A 20,542-nucleotide genomic window follows, 5' to 3' on the forward strand; every position below is an offset into this window, starting at 1 on the left:
CCATTACATCGACTTCGGGCAGCTGAACTTTGCCATTGCCGGCAAGGCAAATGGGTTGATGACAGACCCGGATTGCAGTTCGAACAGTGCTAGACGCCCGCCAACGCGGAAATTCACCCGCCGCCGGTCCGAGACATTGGTGCGCCGCACCTCTGCCGCATCCAGCAGCCGGAACCACGCCCAAGGCCCATCGCGCGACATCACGTTTTCGGCGTCGCGTTTCTTGGGTAAAAGAGTGATCCGCGCCAGCCCCACCGACCCCGGCCAGGTCACAGCCACAGGCGTCGGCGCGCCGGACCGGTGGTTATAGGCCACTTTGGAGCCGTCGATCTCCAGCACAACCTCCTTGGCCTTCGGGTCCAGCGCGTTGACGGTGATCTGGAACTGCACCGCAGGCTGGGCACCGCCGGCAAAGAACGCCTCCTTGATCTCGGCGGCATATTGCATCTGCTGCAGAACCGCCGGGCTGATGCCCAGATCCACGTCATTCACCCGCTTCCAGGTCCAGGGACGGCTGCGGGTATCGACATATTTCAACAGCTGATCGTTAAAGAAACCATCGATCATCCCGCCAGGTGCAAACAGTTTGGCAAAATCCGCCATTGCCACATCGGCCCGGGCCGAGCGGTTGAACGGATAGCGGTTCCCCAGCGCCTGCTCGCAGAACGGCAGCACCGCCGATTGCCAGCGCGCATTGATCGACGCACGGGTGCCCTCCGAGGTGATCCCCGAAGACCCCGCCGAGATCTGCGTCGCCCAGCGGGGCAGCGGCCCGCCCATGCGGCTGGCGGTCTGCTGGAACTGCAGCAGCGCCTGGCCGCTTTGCCCGCCCGTCGCCACGCCCGAGAAGGACATCTTGTTCAGCTCCTGATAGACCTGCTGCAGCTGCCCCATCAGACCATCCAGCTGCGAGGGCTGGCCCTCGGGCCGGTTCACCAGATTATACAGCCATTCAAACCGCTCCTGCACATAGGCGCCCGGCGGCTTGGCGGCCTGACCGGGCGCATTTTCAGCAGAGCCGACCAGCGCCTCCAGCAGGATCTGGCCCTGGATCGACAGGTTCGAGCGCGCCTCAATCGCGGCCACGTTCTGGGCACCTGCGGCAAGAGTGCCCGCATCCAGAATAGACTTATCCTCGTTCAACCGGGTTTCCGCACTGACATCGGTAAGGATGTTAACGATGGGCGAGGTTGGCCCCGACAGTACATTGGTGACCTCAACGGCGTGGGACAGCGACTCCAGCGGGATAATGTCGATATCCCCCAGGATCTGGTCATAGCGGCTGATATAGTCGTTGTAGTACAGGTCCAATACATCGCGGCTGAGCTTCAGCAAAACTGCCTCGTTCTGAGCGGCATCACTTTGCTCGCCCAGCACCCAGGCTTCGCGGTGGACCCTCTCGGCGACACTGACCGCCTCCGGCAGAAATACGTTGTGGAAGCCGTCATAGGTAAAGACGCCTTCGATCCCCTCGTTCAAGGGCTTGCCGGAACTGCGCACCAGCACCCGCATGACCGACGGCCCGCCAACATCCGTGATCCGCCATTTCGCCAGCGCCGTGGCCTTTTTCGAGTTCAGAATTCCGTTGTAAACCCGCTGTGCCAGCGGCATTTCCGAAAGGATGTTCTGCGCCTGGGCAATCAGCGGGCCGTTAAGGGCAATCTCCTCCATCGGCTGTGACAAAAGCGCGGTCAGATGGTCCATCAGGTCGGCACGCAGCTGGTTGCGGGCGATGCCGGGATAGGCGATCCGCTCCCAATCCAGCCGCATCCACTCCTTGATCAGGTCCTGGTTCATCGGCCCCTGCAGACCCAGCATCAGATAGATTTTCAGCGCTTCATACAGCGTGTCGGGATTGTTGATATTTCCTTCGATCTGCTGCTCCAGCCGCACCAGCAGCCGCGGCAGCAATCGCTGGTTCAGCGCCGCGCGGTAGGTCTGTGCGGCCTGGGTGCCGATCACCTCGCCCTGATACAGGCCATAGGTCATGGCGCCATCGGGTTCCGGATCAGACAGCACCGGATTGCCCGGCATGTCGCGCAGATTGTTCAGCGCGGCGGCCACCGGCACCAGATCGGTATCGCCGACCGGGCTGGGCGGCAATTGCGCCGCTGCTGCCTGATAGGCCGCAACCTGACCCTCAGCCTGGGCAATCAGATCGGTGTTCCTCAGATAGGACCGCACCCAAAGCGCGCCCATTGCCACCGCCACCAGAACAGTTGCGGTGATCGCAATCCGGCGGGTCCAGCGGTAGCGGCGTTCGACCTTGTCATCCGCCGACACCAGCCCCGCCTCGGGGAACATCACGCTTTCAAACAGCCGGGTCAGGAAGAAAGACCGCCCGGTGCCCTGCCCGGTGCCAATCGCCTGCCGCCCGATGCCAAAAGTCTGCGCCATGCCCAGCATCAGACGGTCGATCGGCGTGCCTTCCTGGGTGCCGGAGGTAAAATAGACCCCGCGCAGCATCTGACGCTGTTCATAACGGTTATCCTGAAACACCTCGGTCAGAAACTCGCGTGCCACACCGCGCATCGAGGCGACCTGCGCCGGGAAGCCGGCAATCAGGGCGCGGCGCTGGTGGTCGGTCTCGGTCTGCATCTTTTCCAAGAGCTGCGCGTTCACCTGCCCCAGCAGCAGCCCGAACTCCTCGTCAAACCCGGCAATCGGCGCGGCGTCCTTTTTGCCCTTGGGCAGCGGCAGGGTGAAACCCCAGACCTGTTCGCGGTCCTCTTTGCCCAGCGAGTCATGGAACTCCTGGAAACCCGCAATCAGGTCGGCCTTGGTGAACAGCACATAGACAGGGAAACGCACGCCCAGCTTCTCGCGCAGCTCCGCCAGACGGCGGCGCACGGCAGCAGCGTGGCTTTTTTGGGTGATCTCGTCCTGCAACGACAGATCCGACAGCGAGATTGCAATGATCGCACCGTTGATCGGCTGCCGTTTGCGGTATTTCTTCATCAGCCCCAGGAAACCCAGCCAGGCGGCGTTATCCGCCTCGGCGTCGCTTTCCTGGGTGGTGTAACGCCCGGCAGTGTCAATCAGCACCGCCTCATTGGTGAACCACCAGTCGCAGTTACGGGTGCCGCCAACGCCGCCAATCGCAGCCTTGCCCAGCTTTTCAGCGAGCGGGAACTGAAGACCGGAATTGACAATCGCCGTGGTTTTGCCCGCACCCGGCGGGCCGATCATGATGTACCAGGGCAGATCGTTCAGATGGCGCCGCCCGCCCTTGGACTTGCGCAGCTCCTTCATCGCGTCCTTGAACTTGCCGCGCAGCTCGCCGATTTCCTCGGACAATACATCGTCTTCCGAAGTATCCACCGCCTCGGCGATCTCTTCGGTCATCTCCTTGTCCTTGCGGCGGCGCCGCCAGAAGATGATGCCGATGATGATGAAGTACAAAAGGAAGATCACCCCGATGGTGATCAGCCGCGACATCACACTGTCAAACGGGCGCCAGTCCTCGCTGCCGATGAAAGGGGCGAAATACCACACACAGGCCGACAGCACCGCTGCCAGGATCAGCAGGATGGTATAGATCGACCGGAACAGCGGAAAGATATAACGGCGGATCATCCTTCAACCTCCTGAACCAGCAGGATTTCGATCCTGCGGTTCTTGGCCCGCCCTGCGCGGGTGCTGTTATCTGCAATCGGTTCCTTATCGGCGCGGCCTTCGGCCGACAGCCGGTCCGGGTCGGTCATCACCTTGGCCATGCCTGCCATCACCGATTTCGCACGCGCCAGCGACAGCGCCATGTTGGATGGGAAGCGGGAGGAGCGGATAGGAATATTGTCGGAATGGCCCGCCACAATAATTTTGCCCTTTTCGTCATTCAGCGATTCAGCCACCCGGTTCACCGAGGACCGGAATTTCTGGCTGAGCTGGTCCGAGCCTGAGCCGAACATGCCGGAACCGGCCAGCCGGATGATCAGCGTGTTGCCCTTTTGGAAGACCTGCACGATGCCTTCCTTGATCTCCGGTTCCAGGAAACCCGAAACCTTGGCGATCTGTTCTTCGGTGGTTGGTGCAGGCGGCGGCGGTGGCGGCGGCGGCGCGCGCCGTTCCAGCTCCGCTTTGGGGCCGGAATCCACAATCGTCAGCTGCCCGACCACATTCTCGGTCTGGTTCGACAGCATCCAGCTAAGGCCCAGAAACTGCAGCGCCAGCAGCGCACAGGTGGCTGCCAGGGTGATCCACACCAGCCGCCAGACCGACAGTGCCTTGAACGGTTTGACCAGCCCTTCCCAATGCGGCGACAGATCGCGCTCAACGGGCCCGCGCTGGTTGCGGATGATCCGGGCCAATGCGCCGCGGATCTGCAGATGTTTCTCGGAACCGCCCTGCTCCACCCGCAAACGGCCCTCAAATCCCAGCGACAGGCACATGTACAGAAACTCAAGCATGTCGATATTGCCGCCCGGCTCCTTCTCCAGCCGTGCCAGCAGGTCATAAAACCGGTCGCCGCCGACCACCTCGCGGTGGAATGTGGCCACCATCGACTGCAGCCCCCAGGCGGATTGCCCGCCCCAGGGCGTGTTCAGCACCACATCATCCAGTGTCGCGCACAAAGCATAGCGCGCAATCTTCACCGTCTGCGCCGCAATGCCCGCTTGCAACGCGCGGTTTTCAAACGCGCGCACCTCGGCCACCACGTTTTTGCGCAAGCCATCCGGGTCCATATGCTGGGCCCGGTTGCGGATGCGCGAGATCAGCGCAAACAGGGTCGAGGCACAGGCCGTCAACTGGTTCATCCCCGTCAGCGCCATCTTCGGCGCCTTGGCGCCGCCCGCGGCAGCCTGCGGTCGTGGTGCCGCCGCCTGCGGCACGCCATAGGCATCCAGATCCGGCTCTGCGGGCTGTTCCGCTCCGGGCTGGACCTGCGGTGTCTCCGGCTGCTGCACCGGAGTGGCCGTCCGCCGCCCGCCCGGGTTCGGCTTGATCACCGTCTTGTCGGTATCCCCCGGTTCCGCAAAGGGATCATCATAATCAGCCATCTCAGCATCTTCCCTTACGCATTACGGATCGCCCAAAGCTCCATCTTAAGCCCCGGATACTGCCCCGACACATGCACCGCGATGCCGCCCGAAGTGGTCATCTTGCGCCAGTAGGGGCTGTCCGCATCCATCTCGAAATAGACCACGCCGGAGTGATAGGGAATCTGCCGCGGCGCCACTGGCAAGGGCCGCAGGGTGATCCCCGGCAGCGCCGAGTTTACCAGCTGGCGGATTTCTTCCACGGGGCCGATCTTGGCCTGGCCGGAAAAATGCTTGCGCACATCCTCAGCCGGAATGTCAGCGCTGACTGCCAGCACAAATCCTGCATTGCCCAGCAATTTGCGGTCGGCGATGACACCGACCGAGATACCGTATTTGCGCGCTTCCAGCTTGATCGGGATTGCAGTCTGCTCCAGCACCGAGCTCAGGTACTGGCGCAGCACCCGGATCACCGGCGCAAAGCATTCGACCAGATTGTCATGGGTATAGGGCGGAAACTCCGGCGCCTGTTTTTCGGTTGACATGAACACCGACAGCTCCCCGGCCAGCCCGGCACAGGCGGCAAACAGGCGTTCGGGATGCAGGTTCTCGATATTGCGCAGATGGCGCACCTGCGGCAGCATTCGGTTGACCACGGCCAGCAGCATGAAGTCCGACACATCCGCCACCCCGCGGGCACCGCCCGCCTCGGACAAGCGGCCCGCCAGCGCCTCCATCCGGTGCGCCAGCAGCCCCTCCAGCTCGCGCAGGAAACCGCTAAGCGCAGGTGCGGCCAGCACGTCCAGGCAAGCCGGGACAAAGGCCTGATCCAGCACGATCTCCTTGTCCGGGCGCACCTCGATGATACGCGCGACGGGGATCGCCAGCAGATCGGCCAGATCGTCCACCTCCAGGGCAAACTGCAGCCGCATCTTGCCCACATCCAGCTCCACCGGCTTGCGCTCGGTCGAGGTCACATCGGTCACTTCCTGCTTGTCCGGGCGCAGCCGGCTGGCCGAGCGTTCGGCGCCGCTCAGGTCTACCTCGGTGGCGCCCTGGCGGCGCTGCGGCACGGTCATGTAGACAATGCAATCCTTGACCGTTGACGGCACCTCCATAGCTGGCGGGTGCGGATCCGCCATCGGCACCCGGAACACCGTGCCATCATGGGTCAGCCCCTCGCAGGACTTCACCGCAAACTGGCCGATCTTCAGCGCCTCATGGTCGATTTCCAGCCCGTTCACACCCCAGGCATAGGGGCTGAGCCGCCGCGCCAGCCCGGCAACCAGCGCCTCGTTATAGCGGTCGGACTGCTGGAAGTGATGCGGCTGCAGAAACAGCCCCTCCGTCCAAAGTACTTTACTGTCCCAGGACACCGGGATCTCCTCTCAGTTGCGGGCACGCGCCAGCGGCGCGGTGCGCATCAGTCCTTCAGCCTGTCCAGCTGATCCTTGTAGGCACGCGCGAACTCGCGGCTGAACAAGTCGTGAAAATCATTCTCAGCCTGATCGGAAATTTCCGCATACAGCTGTTCGTAGACGTCCCAGTATTGCGCCTTTTTTCCGCGCAAAAGGCCCTTAAGGCCGCCTTTGGTTTCAATCTGGCTTTCCAGCGCTTTTGGGTCGAGCCGTTTCAGCACGCCTTTCAGCGCCGCCTCCATGCCGGTGACCATCGCCACCTCATGCGCCTTGATATCGCGCAGCGCCTCTTCGGCGGCGGTCTCAGGCGACAAGTAACCCTTGGTCGCCGGGCGTACCATCGCCTCAACCGCCTGTTCAGGCGTGATCGAGAATTTCAGCGGGTTGTTTCCGCCGGCCGAGATCATCGTCTGCTCAATCCGGAATTCAGACTTGATCGAGGTCCGCGTCATCAGGATTTCGCGCAGGCCGGTAACCAATGTCCGCATCACCCGGCCCATGCGCGCCATGGTGCTGGCGTGTTCCGCCGGATCAAGGCTGACTTCGGCGCCGGCACCCTTCAGGAACGCGGCCACCGCGTCCTGCGACTCAGCTGACGGCGGTGCCGCTGGCGCGATGGTCTTCTGTTCCACGACAACCGTATCCTGCACCGGCGGTATCTCGGTCGGCGGTGCAGAGGGCACTTCCGGCGGCGGCGCTGCAGGCGGGGTTTCCGGCACCGGGGCCGGAACCTCCCGCGGCGGCGGCGCGGGTTGCGGATCGGGGGCAGGTGCCGGGGTTTCCGGCTCGCCTATACCGGACAGGAAATCATCATCCCAATCGTCCGGGATCATGTTCGACTGCGCTGCAGGCACCGCAAACCCGTCTGAAGCGGTCGGGTTGTGGTTGGCCAGACTGGCCCCTTCCCCTTCGCGTCCGTCGCTGGCTTTTTGAAAGAACGGATCTTCTTCCTCGCCCAGGGGCAGCAGCAGCTCATCTATCGGATCCACCGGGTTCAGCTGTGCAGGCCCCTTAAGGCCCTCGCCCAGCAGATCATCCAGGAAATCACCGCCCGGCCCGGCGTCTTCCAGCAGCTGCAACGGATCCGGCGCATTGGCAGCATTCCCGTGCGAGGCAGGCCCCTGCGCGGCGGGGGCGGCAATCATGCCGCCGACATCCGCCAGATCATCGCGGATTTCCACCACCAGCTCATAGTTGCCGACACACAGCACATCCCCATTGTTCAGCGGCGTCGGCGTGCGGCCCAGCGGGATTTTGGAATAGTTCAGAAAGGTGCCGTTGGAGCTGAGGTCCACCACCACCACATTGCCATTGTGATCCTCAATCACGCAGTGATTGCGCGACAGCAACTGATCGGGGTCCGGCAGCACCAGATCGCAGCTGGCGCCGCGGCCCACAGTCAGGCTCGGCCCCCGCATCGGAACAGGGGCCGCATCGCCGGGCATTGCGCCCGAGCTTTGGAATTTCAGTGTCACTCCCATGCCTGGGCTTATCCTCCCACCAATACGGTGACCTGCCCAAGGGTAATCATGCCGCCGCACGCTGCCGTATCCAATATGCGGGCCGCAGGCAGGCTGTTGATTAATACCGTGCCGGACCCTTTGACGATCGGGTGCGGCGGCGCCGCGGTACACATATCTGAGACCCGCGCTGCAGGCAGACCGCCCACCAGCACGGTCACCGCGCAGGGCGGCAGGATCGGCGTCGGCACCGGCAGAACCGGCGGCGGCGGGGTCGAGGGCAGCATGCAGGCATGCAGATCCGTCATCCGGGCCTGTGGCATTCCCATATCTTACATCCTCCCTCAGCTATGCGCCGCCGCTTCCGGCACCTGGACCACCTGCCCCTTGCCGCCACGCGCAATATCCAGCGCCCGCTCTATCAGAACGCCGCCGTGTTCTTCAAACTTATCAGACAATTGACCCAAGGCCACCATATTCATGGCAAAGGCCGCCGCCTCGGACGCGCCTGCGGGGGCGGGATATTGATTCAATTCCCCCGGCCCCAGGGTGCCGGCCGCATAGAGCACCGCCAGCGCGCAATTCACCGTGTCATCATCCACATAGGCATGATCCAGGGTGATGCGCGCCTTGTCGCGGTTTTCCTCGGATGGCTCAAACACCCAGGCCTCCGACGCCGTCAGCGAGGCCGGATCCTGGTCCGAGCGCGGCCCGATGTAATCGCGCGCCGCCAGACAGGCCCACCAGACCCGCTCCCGCGGGGGCAGCAGCACAGCCAAAAGCCGCAGCAGATCGACCAGCGCGCCTTTGCGGTCCAGCTCCTCCAGCACAGTTCCCGCCAGCGCCGTTGGCGGCGCCTCCAGCGGTGTTTTCAATATGACATTTGCCCGTGACAACAGCTTGGCCACCGGGTCAGCGGGCATTTTCACCAGCTTTTCAAATCTTGCCGACATCTGCACCACCTAGTTGATCATCGTGAGGCCGCCCTTCAGGGTCAGCATGGCCTCGCCTTTCACGGTGGTCATCGGCGCCTTGGCCTCAACCATTCCAGAACCTTCGATCTTGATCATCGGCCCCTTGATCGTAACACCGGAATTGTCGATTTTTACCTCAGATGCCCCCACTGTCAGCTTGATCTCCTGGCCAGCGCTCATGGCGATCTTACCCGCCGTCACGTCAACCGTCAGATTGCCCATCGACACGGTCTCTGTATGGTCCCCCGTGGCAATGGTTTCGGTCAGGTCGCCGGTGTCCACGTCCAAGGTCATATTGCCGGTCTGGATGGTCTCGGACTTGTCGCCGGTCTCCACCACTTCGGTCCGGTCGCCCTCATGCACGGTTTCCGTCATGTGCTGCTGGACCGTGAAAACATAGCTCTTCTCGTCCGCCTCAGTGACTTCCGGGTCGGGCGCATCCATGCCCACTGTCACCGTCGAGCGGTCCTTGACCAGCATCTGATGGTCCTTCTGCGCCTGCACCCGCATCAACTCGCTGTCTTTCTTGTCATCGAACATCAGCTCGTTATAGCCGCCGCCGCCCTTGGAGGAATTGGTTTTGATCCCCAGCTGGGTCTGATCATCGGGGTAGGTATAGGGCGGCATGGTTTCAGCATTGTAAAGCATGCCGGTGCAAATCGGCCGGTCGGGATTGCCGTCCTCGAACTGGATCACAACCTCCTGGCCGATCCGCGGGATCGCCACCATGCCCCAGTTCTTGCCGGACCAGGGCGTCACTACCCGCACAAAGCAAGAAGAGGTCTCGCTCTTCTTGCCTTCACGGTCCCAATGGAACTGGATCTTGATCCGGCCATGCTTGTCGGTCCAGATCTCTTCGCCGCTCTGGCCTACCACGATTGCAGTCTGCAGGCCCTGCACCTCCGGCCAGGGGGTCACCAAGGGCGCCCGGAACTGATCGGATTTCAAAATGGCGCTGAATGTCGATGCATAGACGTCATGCTCCATTTCCTCGGGCACATCCATATTGCGCGCCTTCAGGTCGCGCCGCATCGCCCCTTTGGTGGCAACCTCTTTCTTCTGCTGGCTCTCCCGCTCGCCATAATCCCAGGCCACCTTGATATGATGCTCAGTCTCAATGACGAGATATTCCTTGTTGTTCTCCTTCACCGGATGTTTTTCCATCGTGAAGGTGCTGCCGGTGCCCAGCGTCGCCACACTGGAGGCGCCGCGCCAGCGGATGTGCCTGATCGCCTGCGCTTCCATCCGCACCCTTGACCGCTTGTCCCCCAATGGGGTCTTGGACGGATAACGGCCCTGGTAGTCATAAATTTCGTAATCATTGTAGGAATGGCTGCCCCTGGTTATTTCAGTGGCCGCCTTCAGATCCGCCGAGGGCGTTTCAAAATTGAAATCATTCAGCGTGACCTTGCCGCGGGTCAGGATCTCTTCCTTGGTCCATTCCGAGATATGCTCCTCGCGGCGGCGGTCGCTGTCATCGCGGGCGTGGAACTCAATACCCGCGCCGCCCTTGATCGGCGCATGCCCGCTGACACCATCGCACAGCACCAGTTTTTCAATCGCGGTATCGCCAATGGGGCTGTCGAAGTAGAAGTATATCCCCTCTTCCTCCATCAGCCGGCACAAGAAGGCATAGTCGCTCTCGCGGTATTGCAGGCAGTATTCGCGCGCCTCATAGGAATCGCTCAGCTTGTCGGTGAAATCGCTGAAGCCGTACTCGCTGAACAGCTGCTTGATGATATCGACCGAGGTTTTCTCCTGAAATACCCGCAGATCGCTGGTCCGCGTCAGCAGCCAGAACCAGGGGCGCACTTCCGCCACATACATCTCGTAGCCGTTGCGAAAGCCCAGATACTCGACCGAAATGCACAGCCCGTTGAACTGATGCTCTGTCTGCTGGCGCATCACATGCACATTCATCTGCTTGCCGACCAGATCCTGAAGCTTGGGCTGGCTCTTGGTCGCGGCAAACTCGATTGTGGTCTCGGTCAGCTTGCTCAGCCCCTCGCGCACAATCGCACGGCTCATCATCAGACCGTCGGTGGAATATGTCCCCGACATCCAGGCGAGGTCGTTTTCATGGCCCTTGCTTTCTACCATGTCTCCTCCTTTCCGCGACGGGAACCGGGCCGGAAATCGCCGGCAGTGTTCTCAAACATTCGCATTATAAATCATCCAAAAGCGCGGCGAGGTCCGCATCCATTTCATCATCATCCCCGTCATCATCATCATCGTCGTCCCCGAACGACGCCAGCAGGTCGTCCAGATCCCCAAGACCATCGTCATCCCCGCCGCCGTCTCCAAGGTCCAGATCGTCCAGGCCGAGATCATCCCCATCATCTCCGCCCAGATCCAGATCAAGATCCAAATCATCTTCATCATTGCAGCCGTCCGCTGGTTCGGCCGGCTTTGGCTGCCCGCGCGGATCCGGCGGCGAGGGTTCCGGCGCCGGCAATCCGGTCCAAGGACCCAGGATCTCGCTGCCCTTCAGAGAATTGAAGGAGGTCAGCCGCACTTCGTCCCGCCCCTTGACCGCGCTCACCGCCATGAACCCGCGTTCCTGCGCCAGCGCAATCTTGTCCAGGTCAATATTGCGCTCGGTGCAAGGCAGCGCCACCTGGTCACCGAACTTGTCGTTCACATAATGATAGGGCATCTCCCCCAAAGTCATGATTTTACCCAGCTGCAGCGACGGCCCGTGCTGACGGAACGACCGCCCCAGCAGGATCGCCACCAGCACCACCGGATTGGCCCAAAGCATGCCCTTCAGGCCTTCGGTTTCAGTAAACTCCTCAAAATCGAACTCATAACAGGGTTCGGTCTTTTCGCCATATGGGCGCCGCAGCAGGAACCGCGGGCTGACCAATCCCAGATGACCGGCCTCCGCCATGCCCTGCAGCGTATCCCAGGCATCGGCCACCAGCTTGGGCCGCTCCGCCTTCGGCGTCTTCAGGAACTCTGGCGATATCGCGGCAAAGAACGGTGCATCCACATGCGCCGCCACCCGCGCAATCCGGCCCAAGAGTTCCGCATGCGGCGGGGTTTCCTCAAACTGATACATGCCGATCAGCGCCGAATAACCGCCGCGCCCGTTCTCCTCGTCCAGCGGCTCCCCGGTCAGCAACCGCACAAAACCGGTCTTGGACAGGTCTTCTTCCGCCGCCAGATCCACCGCCAATTCCTCGGCCGAGATGTCATACAGCATCACATCCAGCGTATCGTCGTCCTCGATCGAGCGCGCCATCAGATCAAGCGAGCGCCACTGCGCCTCAACCGACTGGAACTCCGGATGGTGCAGCACCAGCCGCATCGCGTCCGCCAGCGCCTCGTCCACCGCCTTTTGCATTGCCGCCACATCGGGGTCCGGCAGCGCCCGGATATGCGGGCCGACAACGCGTGCCAGCAGCTCCTCCACCGGCGAGGCCGGGCGCGGGGTGATACCGGTTGCCCCGATCAGTTGCTGAAAGGCACTCAGCCGTTTGTCGGCAGGCACTGAATTGCCCGCCGAGGTCCGCTTTGGCGCCCGCGCCTTGGTGCCGTGCTTCTCCGCCCAGGCCTTCAGCGTATTTGCCGCGTGATCCGCCGTCGCGCCGCTTTGCAGCTGTTTGCGCAGCCCCACCAGTTCGGAAAACAGCTCAACGTTCTCATACAGCTCATCCGGGTGCAGCCCGTCCAGATCCTCCAGCTTGACCGCAATCCCGGTGCCGTCCTTGCCGATCGGCAGCACCAGTTCAGTCGCAAAGCTCTCGATCACATCTTCGACCGTATCCGGATCCAGCAGGATTGCCTTGCGGGCTGCCAGACCGTCGCCGGTCTCCAGCTGCCCCTTGGCCGCGCGGCCTGAGAAATCACCCAAGATAGCCAGCCGGAACCGCTTGCGCTGCAGCTTCTGCGGATCAGGGCGGTCCGCGCTCATGCTGCCATAGGCAAATTCAGGATCATCCGGTACTGCAGCCGCCGCAACCTCTGTCCCCGGTTCATCATCGCCGGCGTCCAGATCCCCCAGCAGCGCATCCAGATCGTCGCTCCCCGCGTCCCCGGCATCCTCGTCCTCACCGCCAAGATCCCCCAGCAGATCGTCCAGATCCATATCGCCGTCTTCACCCATCAGGCTGTCCAGATCTGAATCCGCGTCTCCCAGCCCGCCCAGCAACGCATCCAGGTCATCCTCGGCACCGGTGTCTTCAGCCGCTTCCTCCGCCGAGGCCTCCTCGCCGAGACCTGCCAGCAGACCGTCCAGATCCCCGTCTTCATCCTCGCTGCCAAGATCACCCAGCAGATCATCAAGGCTGGCGTCTTCCGCCTCCTCCGCGCTGTCCTCATCAAGCCCGCCCAGCAGCGCGTCCAGATCATCATCGCCCGCCGCTTCATCACCGGCGGCGTCATCATCGTCCAAACCGCCCAGCAGATCATCCAGGCTGCTGTCTTCTCCCTCCTCAGCGGCGCTATTGTCAGGCGCGTCCAGACCGCCCAGCAAGCTGTCCAAATCATCGCCGCCATCCTCTGCGCCCATTGACGGCTCTTCGTCCTGCTCACTCAAAAGCGCATCGAGGTCATCTGCGGATGCAGGCTCATCTTCGTCCGTCAGGTCTCCTAGAAGATTGTCCAGACCGTCATCGCCGGCAGGCTCCTCCGCATCACTTTCCCCATCCAGCAAGGCGTCCGGATCCAGCTCCGCGCCATCTGGCCCGTCGGCGCCATCGTCTTCGGCAAGGTCTGCCAGTATGTCATCCGGGACGTCTTCCTCGGCGCCCTCCTCGGGCGCATCGCTGCCAAGGTCCGCAAGCAAATCATCCAGACCGCCATCCCCGGCGTCATCTTCTGCAGGCGCCTCCAGTGTGTCCAGCGCAGCGCTCAGATCGTTGTCCCCGGCATCGCCCTCCGGTTCTTCCAGCCGGCCGAGGATACCGTCCAGGTCATCCTCCTCCTCGGGCGCGTCCTCCGCAAGATCCTCTGCCAGCCCGGCCAGCACGTCTGCAGCGCTGTCTTCGCCGTCCGTTTCCTCAGGCGTCTCAAGGCTGCCCAGCACCGCGCTCAGATCTTCAGCTGGATCCTCATCTTGCTCCGGGCCGCCCGTCAGCAATCCTTCCAATACGTCAACGGTCTCGTCCTCCGGCGTTTCTGAAGTCTCAACCGGGGCCAGACTGTCCAGTGCATCCGCCGCCGCGCTGCCGGTGTCTTCCTCCACCGCAGCGTCTTCCAGCAGACCTTCCAGAACATCGTCCAGGCCGTCGTCCGGGCCGTCGTCTTCAATGCCGCCTTCGACGGCGGCTTCAGCCAGGCTGTCCAGCGCCGCAGCGGCTTCGCCGCCGTCATCCTCTGCAACCGGCTCAATATCTGAAAGCCCACTCAGAACACCGGTAACATCCTCGCCCTGGTCCTCTTCGATCTCTACCTGGGTCAGACTTTCCAGAGCTGCCTCCGCCGTATCATCGGCGTCTGCCTCTTCCTGCTGTAAGCCGGCCAGCTCATCCAGAACCGCTGCGGAGGCATCAGAGACATCCGCGTCGGGAACATCTGCCGCCGCCAGGCTTTCCAAGGCGGCTCCCGCGGTATCATCTGCCGCTTGATCCTCCGGCGCCTGATCTGCCAGCCCGTCCAGAATGCCAGTGTGATCCTCCGCGGGCTGCTCTGCAGTTTCAATCGCCGCGAGGCTTTCCAGCGCATCATCAGCCGCGGTGTCTGCCTGCTCCGGCACATCAACGTCCGCGAGCGCATCCAGGACACCGGAATGATCTTCCTTTTCAGCGTCAGGCACGTCCGCGGCTGCCAGGCTGTCCAGCACCATCCCGGACACATCCTCCGCGCCTGCGTCCCCGGGTTCCTGCGCCGCCAGCCCGGCCAGCACATCGCCAGAGGTATCCGCGTCCTCCGTTTCAGGCACATCCGCCTGCGCCAGCCCCTCCAGAACAGATGCTGTACCGTCCTGTTCTGCGGTTTCCGGCACGCCGGTTGCCGCCAAAGCCGCCAAGGCATCCGCCGCATCATCCCGCTGTTCGGGGTCTGCCGGTGCGGCGGCGCTCAGGCCCGCCAGCACGTCAGCGGATGTATCTTCCGGTGCAGCATCCTGCGGGGCCGTATCCCGCAAACCTTCCAGAACCCCCGCCGAGGCATCCTCTGCCGCCTGGTCTTCCGGCACCGCGTCGCGCAATGCGTCAAGAATCCCGCCGGATGCATCCGCGGGCGCTGCAGCCTCCGGAGCCGCCGCCGCCAGCCCGGCAAGCACATCGTCGCTGGTATCTGCCTCTTCTTCAGGCAGTTCCAGGTTGCGCAGGCTGTCCAAGGCCGCGGCGCTGCCGGCATCTCCTGCCGGCGCCGACACAGCCGCCAGCAGCGACGGGTCATTCAGGATCGTCTCGATCAGCGTCTCGGCGCCGGTCTTGCCGTCCATATAGGCCATCAGGTTCTGCAACTGGGTGCGCGCCTCCAGCAGCGGGCGCAACGCATCCACCTTGGCGGCAATGGCACCCGGCGAAAAATCCGCCATGCTTTCAAACGTCAGATCGACCGCCAGACTGCCCTCGCCGGTCAGCGTGTTGGGCACGGTAAAGGCGGCGCGCGGCGCCATCGACTTCATCCGTTCGTCAAAATTATCGACATCGATTTCCAGGAACTTGCGGTCGGCAACTGCGGGCTGTTCGACTCTGGATTTGCCCGTCAGGTCACTCATCACGCCCATCACAAAGGGCAGCTGCACCTTTTTCTCGGCGCCATACAGCTCCACGTCATATTCAATCTGGACGCGCGGCGCCCGGTTGCGGGCAATGAACTTTTGCGAGCTGTCAGCCATTGTCCCGCCCTTTCAACTGCGCAATTTCCGACCGCAACGCCTTGATCTCCTCGTGCAGCTCCATCACATGCGCGTCCACCACATCGGTCTCCGATTTGACCAGATCGCGCAGTTTCTCAAACTCGGCCTGTTCATCGGCTTCCACCGCGGTCTGCATGGTGTTGACCAGTAGACCGATGAACAGGTTCAGAACCGAAAACGCAGTGATCACGATGAAGGGCACAAAGAAAGACCAGGCAAAGGGGAACTGCTCCATCACCGGCCGCACGATGCCCATCGACCAGCTTTCCAGCGTCATGATCTGGAACAGCGAATACAGCGACCGGCCCAGGGTACCGAACCATTCATCAAAGGCCTGCCCGTACATCATCGTGGCCATCACGCCGAACACATAAAACACGATAGAGATCATCACGATCACCGCGCCCATGCCCGGCAAGGCATCCAGCAGCGCCTGCACCACCGCCCGCATCTGCGGGATGACCGACAGCAGCCGCAGTGCCCGCACCACCCGCAGCCCGCGCAGCGCCGACAGGCCCTGACTGTCGGGGAACAAGCCGAACGAGACCACAATCAAGTCAAAGATATTCCAGGCCGAAGCAAAGAAGCGCAGACCATAGGCAAAGAGTTTCAGCGCCAGTTCCAGAACAAAAATGCCCAGAACAACAGTGTCGATGACATCCAGCAGACCGCCCGCATGCGCCCGCACCGCAGCAGAGGTGCCAAGCCCCAGAGTGATCGCATTGAAGATGATGATGCCCAGAATGGTATTGGTAACCCATTGGCGCTCAACAAATTCCCGGGCCCGGTCCCGGAGCGTCCCTTCGGTTTGCGCGCTGCTGTCCAATTTGTTTCTCCACCCGGTCTTTCAATTCTTGCCGGGCACGTTCTGCGCCCGGCGGTCTTTCATCACGCATCAGGCCGCGTCGAACACAGTCCCGTCCAGCGCCTTGCTGGTGATTTTGTCGTAGGCATAGCCGCCCACCGCCCCGCCCACGCCCAGGGCCAGATCCTTGGCACCGGTGGCGATTGAGTTGCCATCAATCGGCGACAGCGCCAGGGCCGCGAATTTCAGCCCCTCGCGGAACACCTTCAGCGCTTTGGGGTCCTTGATCGTCAGCGCCTTCACCCGCTTCATCAGTTCCTTGATATTGCTGGCCCAGCCGCGCGCGTCGCTGTACATGATCTGGATTTTGTCGATGGCATTCTGAACCTCGGCATAGTTTTTCGCCAAAGCCGTATCCAGCGCTTTGCTGATCATGACCAACTGGGTCTTCTTGTCCTTGATTGGGTGCTTCTTCAACTTCTTGCCGACCTCGGCCAGGAACTCTTTCTTCAGCTTTTCCTGCTGTTTCAGGATCTTGTTCAGCGTCTTCGAAAGGTCATGCATTTTGACGACCATCTGGGCGTATTTCGCCTTCAGCGTATCCGCCGAATCCTCCACCGTTTTGACCGACGGCTGCGAGATGCCAAGGAATTCCTGAAACACCGCCGCCGACACCTCGTTTGCTGCATTCAGCGCCTTGTTCGAGGCCGCTTTTTCCACCACCGCCAGGTTCTTTACCAGGATGGTTTTGGACAGATCGATGTTGATCGCCAGCTTGCCAATGTCCTTGGCCAGCGACACCCCGGATTTGATCAGACCGATGATGCCAATCGCCGCGCCCGCACCGCCGGAAAACGGCGAGGTGGCCATAGCTGCAATACTCACCGCCAGCCCGGCCAAAGTGCCTGCGATGGACACGCCGATCTTGATCTTGAACGAGGACCATTCCTTTTTCTTTTTCTGCAGGCTGGTCCAGGCCTTTTGCGCCGCCAGTTCCGCGCCCTTTTCGGCCACCTTGACGTCATTCTTGATGGCGTCGTTCAGCCCTTTCAGCTGTTTTTCCATGTCCTTGTCCGAGGCGCCCTTGGCCACCATCTGGACAAACAGCTTGTCGAACACCTTGCATTTCTTCTCGATGGTGTCCTTGGTCTGCTCCAGCACCTCGTCGGCACCAGCATGGAATTCCTGCTGCAGAAGCGGGTCTTTCTCGACCCCCTTCTCCATTTTCTTATCCAGTTCGACCACCACTTTGAACGACAGTTTCGGCGGCTCCACCATCTCCAGCCCGGACACTTTGATGTCCAGGTTTTTCAGGTCCATAACAACATGTTTAACCATAGGATTTCCTTCCCACTGATTACTCTCGGACGCGATCAGTCAAACGCGTATGAAAACTCCCCGCCGGTGACGCCTATCGCAACTTTCTCGACTTCCTTGCCCTCCATCAGGCGGCGCAGAAATTCGTTTGAGATATCCGGCAGCATGGTGTTGGTGACAATCGCGTCGATCATCCGGCCACCGCTGTCCAGCTCCTGGCAGCGGTTGACGATCTCTTCCACCACGGCGTCCGAATACTCAAACGGCACCCCATGCGACTCCTGGACCCGTTTCTGGATCCGGCCCAGCTGCAGCTTGGTGATCTCGCCGATCATCTCCGGGCTGAGCGGATAATAGGGGATCGCCACCAGACGCCCCAGCAGCGCCGGCGGGAAGACTTTCACCAGCGGATCGCGGATCGCCTTGGCCATGCCCTCCGGCTCCGGCATCAGGTCCGGGTCCGAACACAGATCCATGATCGTCTCGGTGCCCACATTCGACGTCAGCAGGATCAGCGTGTTCTTGAAATCGATGATACGGCCCTCGCCGTCCTCCATCACGCCCTTGTCAAAGACCTGGAAAAAGATCTCATGCACATCCGGGTGCGCCTTCTCAACCTCGTCCAGCAGCACCACGGAATAGGGCTTGCGCCGCACCGCTTCGGTCAGCACCCCGCCTTCGCCGTAACCGACATAACCCGGAGGCGCGCCTTTCAACGAGCTGACGGTATGGGCTTCCTGGTATTCCGACATGTTGATGGTGATAACGTTCTGTTCACCGCCATACAGCACTTCGGCCAGCGCCAGCGCGGTTTCGGTCTTGCCCACGCCTGAGGTGCCAGCCAGCATGAATACTCCGATCGGCTTGTTCGGATTATCCAGCCCGGCGCGGCTGGTCTGAATCCGTTTGGCGATCATCTTCATCGCGTGATCCTGGCCGATCACCCGTTTCGCCAGATGTTCTTCCAGGTTCAGAATGGTTTCGATCTCGTCCTTGACCATGCGGCCGACCGGAATACCGGTCCAGTCGCCCACCACGCTCGCCACCGCCTGGTGGTCGACAATCGGCAGGATCAGCGCGCTGTCACCCTGCAACGCCTCCAGCTCAGCGTTCTTGTCCTTCAGCTGCTGCATCAGTTCTGCGCGGTCCTCGTCAGACAGCGGGCTGGTCGCGGCGCCCTCCGCGCCGTCTTCCCCAGTATCCGGGGCTGCGTCCACGGGCGCGGCCCCCTCCCGGAGCTTGGCGCGCAGGTCCAGAATGCCCTCGACAACCGCCTTTTCCTTGTCCCAGCGTTCGGTCAGCCCACCCAGCCGTTCCTCCTCAGCCGCTTTGGCAGCCGCCGCCGCCGCGCGCCGGTCTGCGACCTCATAGCCTGCCGTCTCGTCGCGGCCGATGATCTCCAGTTCGGTGGTCAGCGCTTCAATCCTGCGTTGACTGTCGTCCACTTCAGCCGGCACCGCGTGCTGGCTCACCGCCACCCGCGCACAGGCCGTGTCCAACAGGCTGACGGATTTATCGGGCAGCTGCCGCGCCGGAATGTATCGCGCCGACAGGCTGACCGCAGCTTCGATGCCTTCGTCCAGCACCTGCACCCGGTGATGGCTTTCCAGCATCGAGGCAATGCCCCGCATCATCAGGATCGCCTTTTGAATTCCCGGCTCGTCAATTTTGACCACCTGGAAGCGACGGGTCAGGGCCGGATCCTTCTCAATGTATTTTTTGTACTCGGCCCAAGTGGTGGCGCCGATGGTGCGCAGCGTGCCGCGTGCCAGTGCCGGTTTCAGCAGGTTGGCCGCGTCGCCGGTGCCGGCCGCACCGCCCGCGCCCACCAGCGTGTGGGTCTCATCGACAAACATCACAATCGGCACCGGGCTGGCCTGCACCTCGTCAATCACCTGGCGCAGACGGTTTTCAAACTCACCCTTCATCGAAGCGCCGGCCTGCAGCAGGCCCACATCCAGCACCAAAAGCCGCACGTCCTGCAACGCAGGCGGCACGTCACCGCGGGCAATCCGCAATGCAAAGCCCTCGACCACCGCGGTCTTACCCACGCCGGCCTCGCCGGTCAGGATCGGGTTGTTCTGCCTGCGGCGCATCAGGATATCGACGATCTGGCGGATTTCTTCATCGCGTCCGACGATCGGGTCGATCTCGCCGTTGCGCGCCTGCTCGGTCAGATCGGTGCAGAACTGCTCCAGCGCCTCGCCCTTGCCCATCGCGCCAGGCGCCATTGAACCGGACGCCTCACCCGGTTCCGCACCGCCGCCGGTCACATTCGATCCATCCTGCGCGCCCATCCGTTCCTCGGGCGAACCATCAGTGGCATCATGGAAATTATCCGCCAGATCATCAGCGCCGATCCTGGCAAGCTCCGGCGACATGTTCGACAGAATGTTGCGCAGCGCCGGTGTCTTCAGCATGCCCAGCAGCAAATGGCCGCTGCGCACCTGGCCGGCGGAATAGAGCAGCGAGCCCCAGACCCAGCCGCGCTCCATCGCGTCCATCAGATGGTCCGACAGGTCCGAGATCGTCGAGGCCCCGCGCGGCAGCATGTCCAAGGCGCGGGTCAGCTCGGTCGCAATCTTGCCGGCATCCAGATCATAGTGCTGGATAATCCGGTGAATGTCGCTGTCCTGCTGCGCCAAGAGTTGATGCAGCCAATGCACCAGCTCCACATAGGGGTTGCCCCGCATCTTGCAGAACACGGTTGCGCTTTCCACGGCCTGGTATCCCAGCTTGTTCAGCTTGCCAAACAGCGCCACGCGGCTGATCTCGGTCATC

11 protein-coding genes and 1 pseudogene are annotated in these 20,542 nt (G+C 62.0%); all 12 read right to left on the reverse strand.

Annotated features, from left to right (window positions below):
* Nucleotides 1-3: 3 nt before the first annotated feature.
* Nucleotides 4-3,576, reverse strand: coding sequence for a type VI secretion system membrane subunit TssM (gene tssM, locus K3555_RS22210; RefSeq protein ID WP_260008757.1), 3,573 nt, complete (start codon nt 3,574-3,576; stop codon nt 4-6).
* Entirely contained in the window at nt 3,573-4,997 is a 1,425-nt protein-coding gene (gene tssL, locus K3555_RS22215) for a type VI secretion system protein TssL, long form (RefSeq protein WP_260008759.1), read from the reverse strand. Before tssL ends, tssM begins: the two co-directional genes overlap by 4 nt.
* Before the next feature lie 14 nt (nt 4,998-5,011).
* Complete coding sequence (gene tssK / locus K3555_RS22220) at nt 5,012-6,352, reverse strand: type VI secretion system baseplate subunit TssK (RefSeq protein WP_260008760.1); 1,341 nt, start codon at nt 6,350-6,352, stop codon at nt 5,012-5,014.
* A 47-nt stretch (nt 6,353-6,399) separates the two neighbouring features.
* Complete coding sequence (gene tagH, locus K3555_RS22225; RefSeq protein ID WP_260008762.1) at nt 6,400-7,875, reverse strand: type VI secretion system-associated FHA domain protein TagH; 1,476 nt, start codon at nt 7,873-7,875, stop codon at nt 6,400-6,402.
* 8 nt (nt 7,876-7,883) lie between these two features.
* Complete coding sequence (locus tag K3555_RS22230) at nt 7,884-8,183, reverse strand: PAAR domain-containing protein (RefSeq protein ID WP_259992957.1); 300 nt, start codon at nt 8,181-8,183, stop codon at nt 7,884-7,886.
* 15 nt (nt 8,184-8,198) lie between these two features.
* The gene (locus K3555_RS22235; protein ID WP_259992958.1) at nt 8,199-8,807 is read right to left on the reverse strand and encodes a DUF6931 family protein; all 609 of its coding nucleotides are present in this window, start codon (nt 8,805-8,807) and stop codon (nt 8,199-8,201) included.
* A 9-nt stretch (nt 8,808-8,816) separates the two neighbouring features.
* The gene (locus K3555_RS22240; protein WP_259992959.1) at nt 8,817-10,928 is read right to left on the reverse strand and encodes a type VI secretion system Vgr family protein; all 2,112 of its coding nucleotides are present in this window, start codon (nt 10,926-10,928) and stop codon (nt 8,817-8,819) included.
* A gap of 64 nt (nt 10,929-10,992) precedes the next feature.
* Nucleotides 10,993-14,616, reverse strand: coding sequence for a type VI secretion system contractile sheath domain-containing protein (locus tag K3555_RS24870; RefSeq protein ID WP_311200053.1), 3,624 nt, complete (start codon nt 14,614-14,616; stop codon nt 10,993-10,995).
* Between the two features lie 510 nt (nt 14,617-15,126).
* Nucleotides 15,127-15,618 (reverse strand): annotated as a pseudogene (gene tssB, locus K3555_RS22250) (type VI secretion system contractile sheath small subunit); the annotation flags it as partial.
* A complete protein-coding gene (locus K3555_RS22255; RefSeq protein ID WP_259992960.1) occupies nt 15,611-16,465 on the reverse strand; it encodes an ion transporter in 855 nt (284 codons plus the stop codon). The gene K3555_RS22255 and the pseudogene tssB, both read right to left, overlap by 8 nt.
* Nucleotides 16,466-16,534: 69 nt before the next feature.
* On the reverse strand, nt 16,535-17,782 hold the full coding sequence (locus K3555_RS22260) for a hypothetical protein (RefSeq protein ID WP_260008764.1): 1,248 nt from the start codon (nt 17,780-17,782) through the stop codon (nt 16,535-16,537).
* 35 nt (nt 17,783-17,817) lie between these two features.
* Nucleotides 17,818-20,541, reverse strand: coding sequence for a type VI secretion system ATPase TssH (gene tssH / locus K3555_RS22265; protein ID WP_260008765.1), 2,724 nt, complete (start codon nt 20,539-20,541; stop codon nt 17,818-17,820).
* Between the last annotated feature and the right edge of the window lies 1 nt (nt 20,542).

This window comes from Leisingera sp. M527 (assembly GCF_025141525.1).
GTDB lineage: Bacteria > Pseudomonadota > Alphaproteobacteria > Rhodobacterales > Rhodobacteraceae > Leisingera.

Coding starts and splice junctions, on each gene's coding strand:
- K3555_RS24870 (WP_311200053.1), bottom strand. CDS start 14,616: ATGGTGCTGGACAGCCTGGCAGCCGCGGACGTGCCTGACGCTGAAAAG.
- tssM (WP_260008757.1), bottom strand. CDS start 3,576: ATGATCCGCCGTTATATCTTTCCGCTGTTCCGGTCGATCTATACCATC.
- K3555_RS22260 (WP_260008764.1), bottom strand. CDS start 17,782: ATGGTTAAACATGTTGTTATGGACCTGAAAAACCTGGACATCAAAGTG.
- K3555_RS22240 (WP_259992959.1), bottom strand. CDS start 10,928: ATGGTAGAAAGCAAGGGCCATGAAAACGACCTCGCCTGGATGTCGGGG.
- tssH (WP_260008765.1), bottom strand. CDS start 20,541: ATGACCGAGATCAGCCGCGTGGCGCTGTTTGGCAAGCTGAACAAGCTG.
- K3555_RS22235 (WP_259992958.1), bottom strand. CDS start 8,807: ATGTCGGCAAGATTTGAAAAGCTGGTGAAAATGCCCGCTGACCCGGTG.
- tagH (WP_260008762.1), bottom strand. CDS start 7,875: ATGGGAGTGACACTGAAATTCCAAAGCTCGGGCGCAATGCCCGGCGAT.
- tssL (WP_260008759.1), bottom strand. CDS start 4,997: ATGGCTGATTATGATGATCCCTTTGCGGAACCGGGGGATACCGACAAG.
- K3555_RS22230 (WP_259992957.1), bottom strand. CDS start 8,183: ATGGGAATGCCACAGGCCCGGATGACGGATCTGCATGCCTGCATGCTG.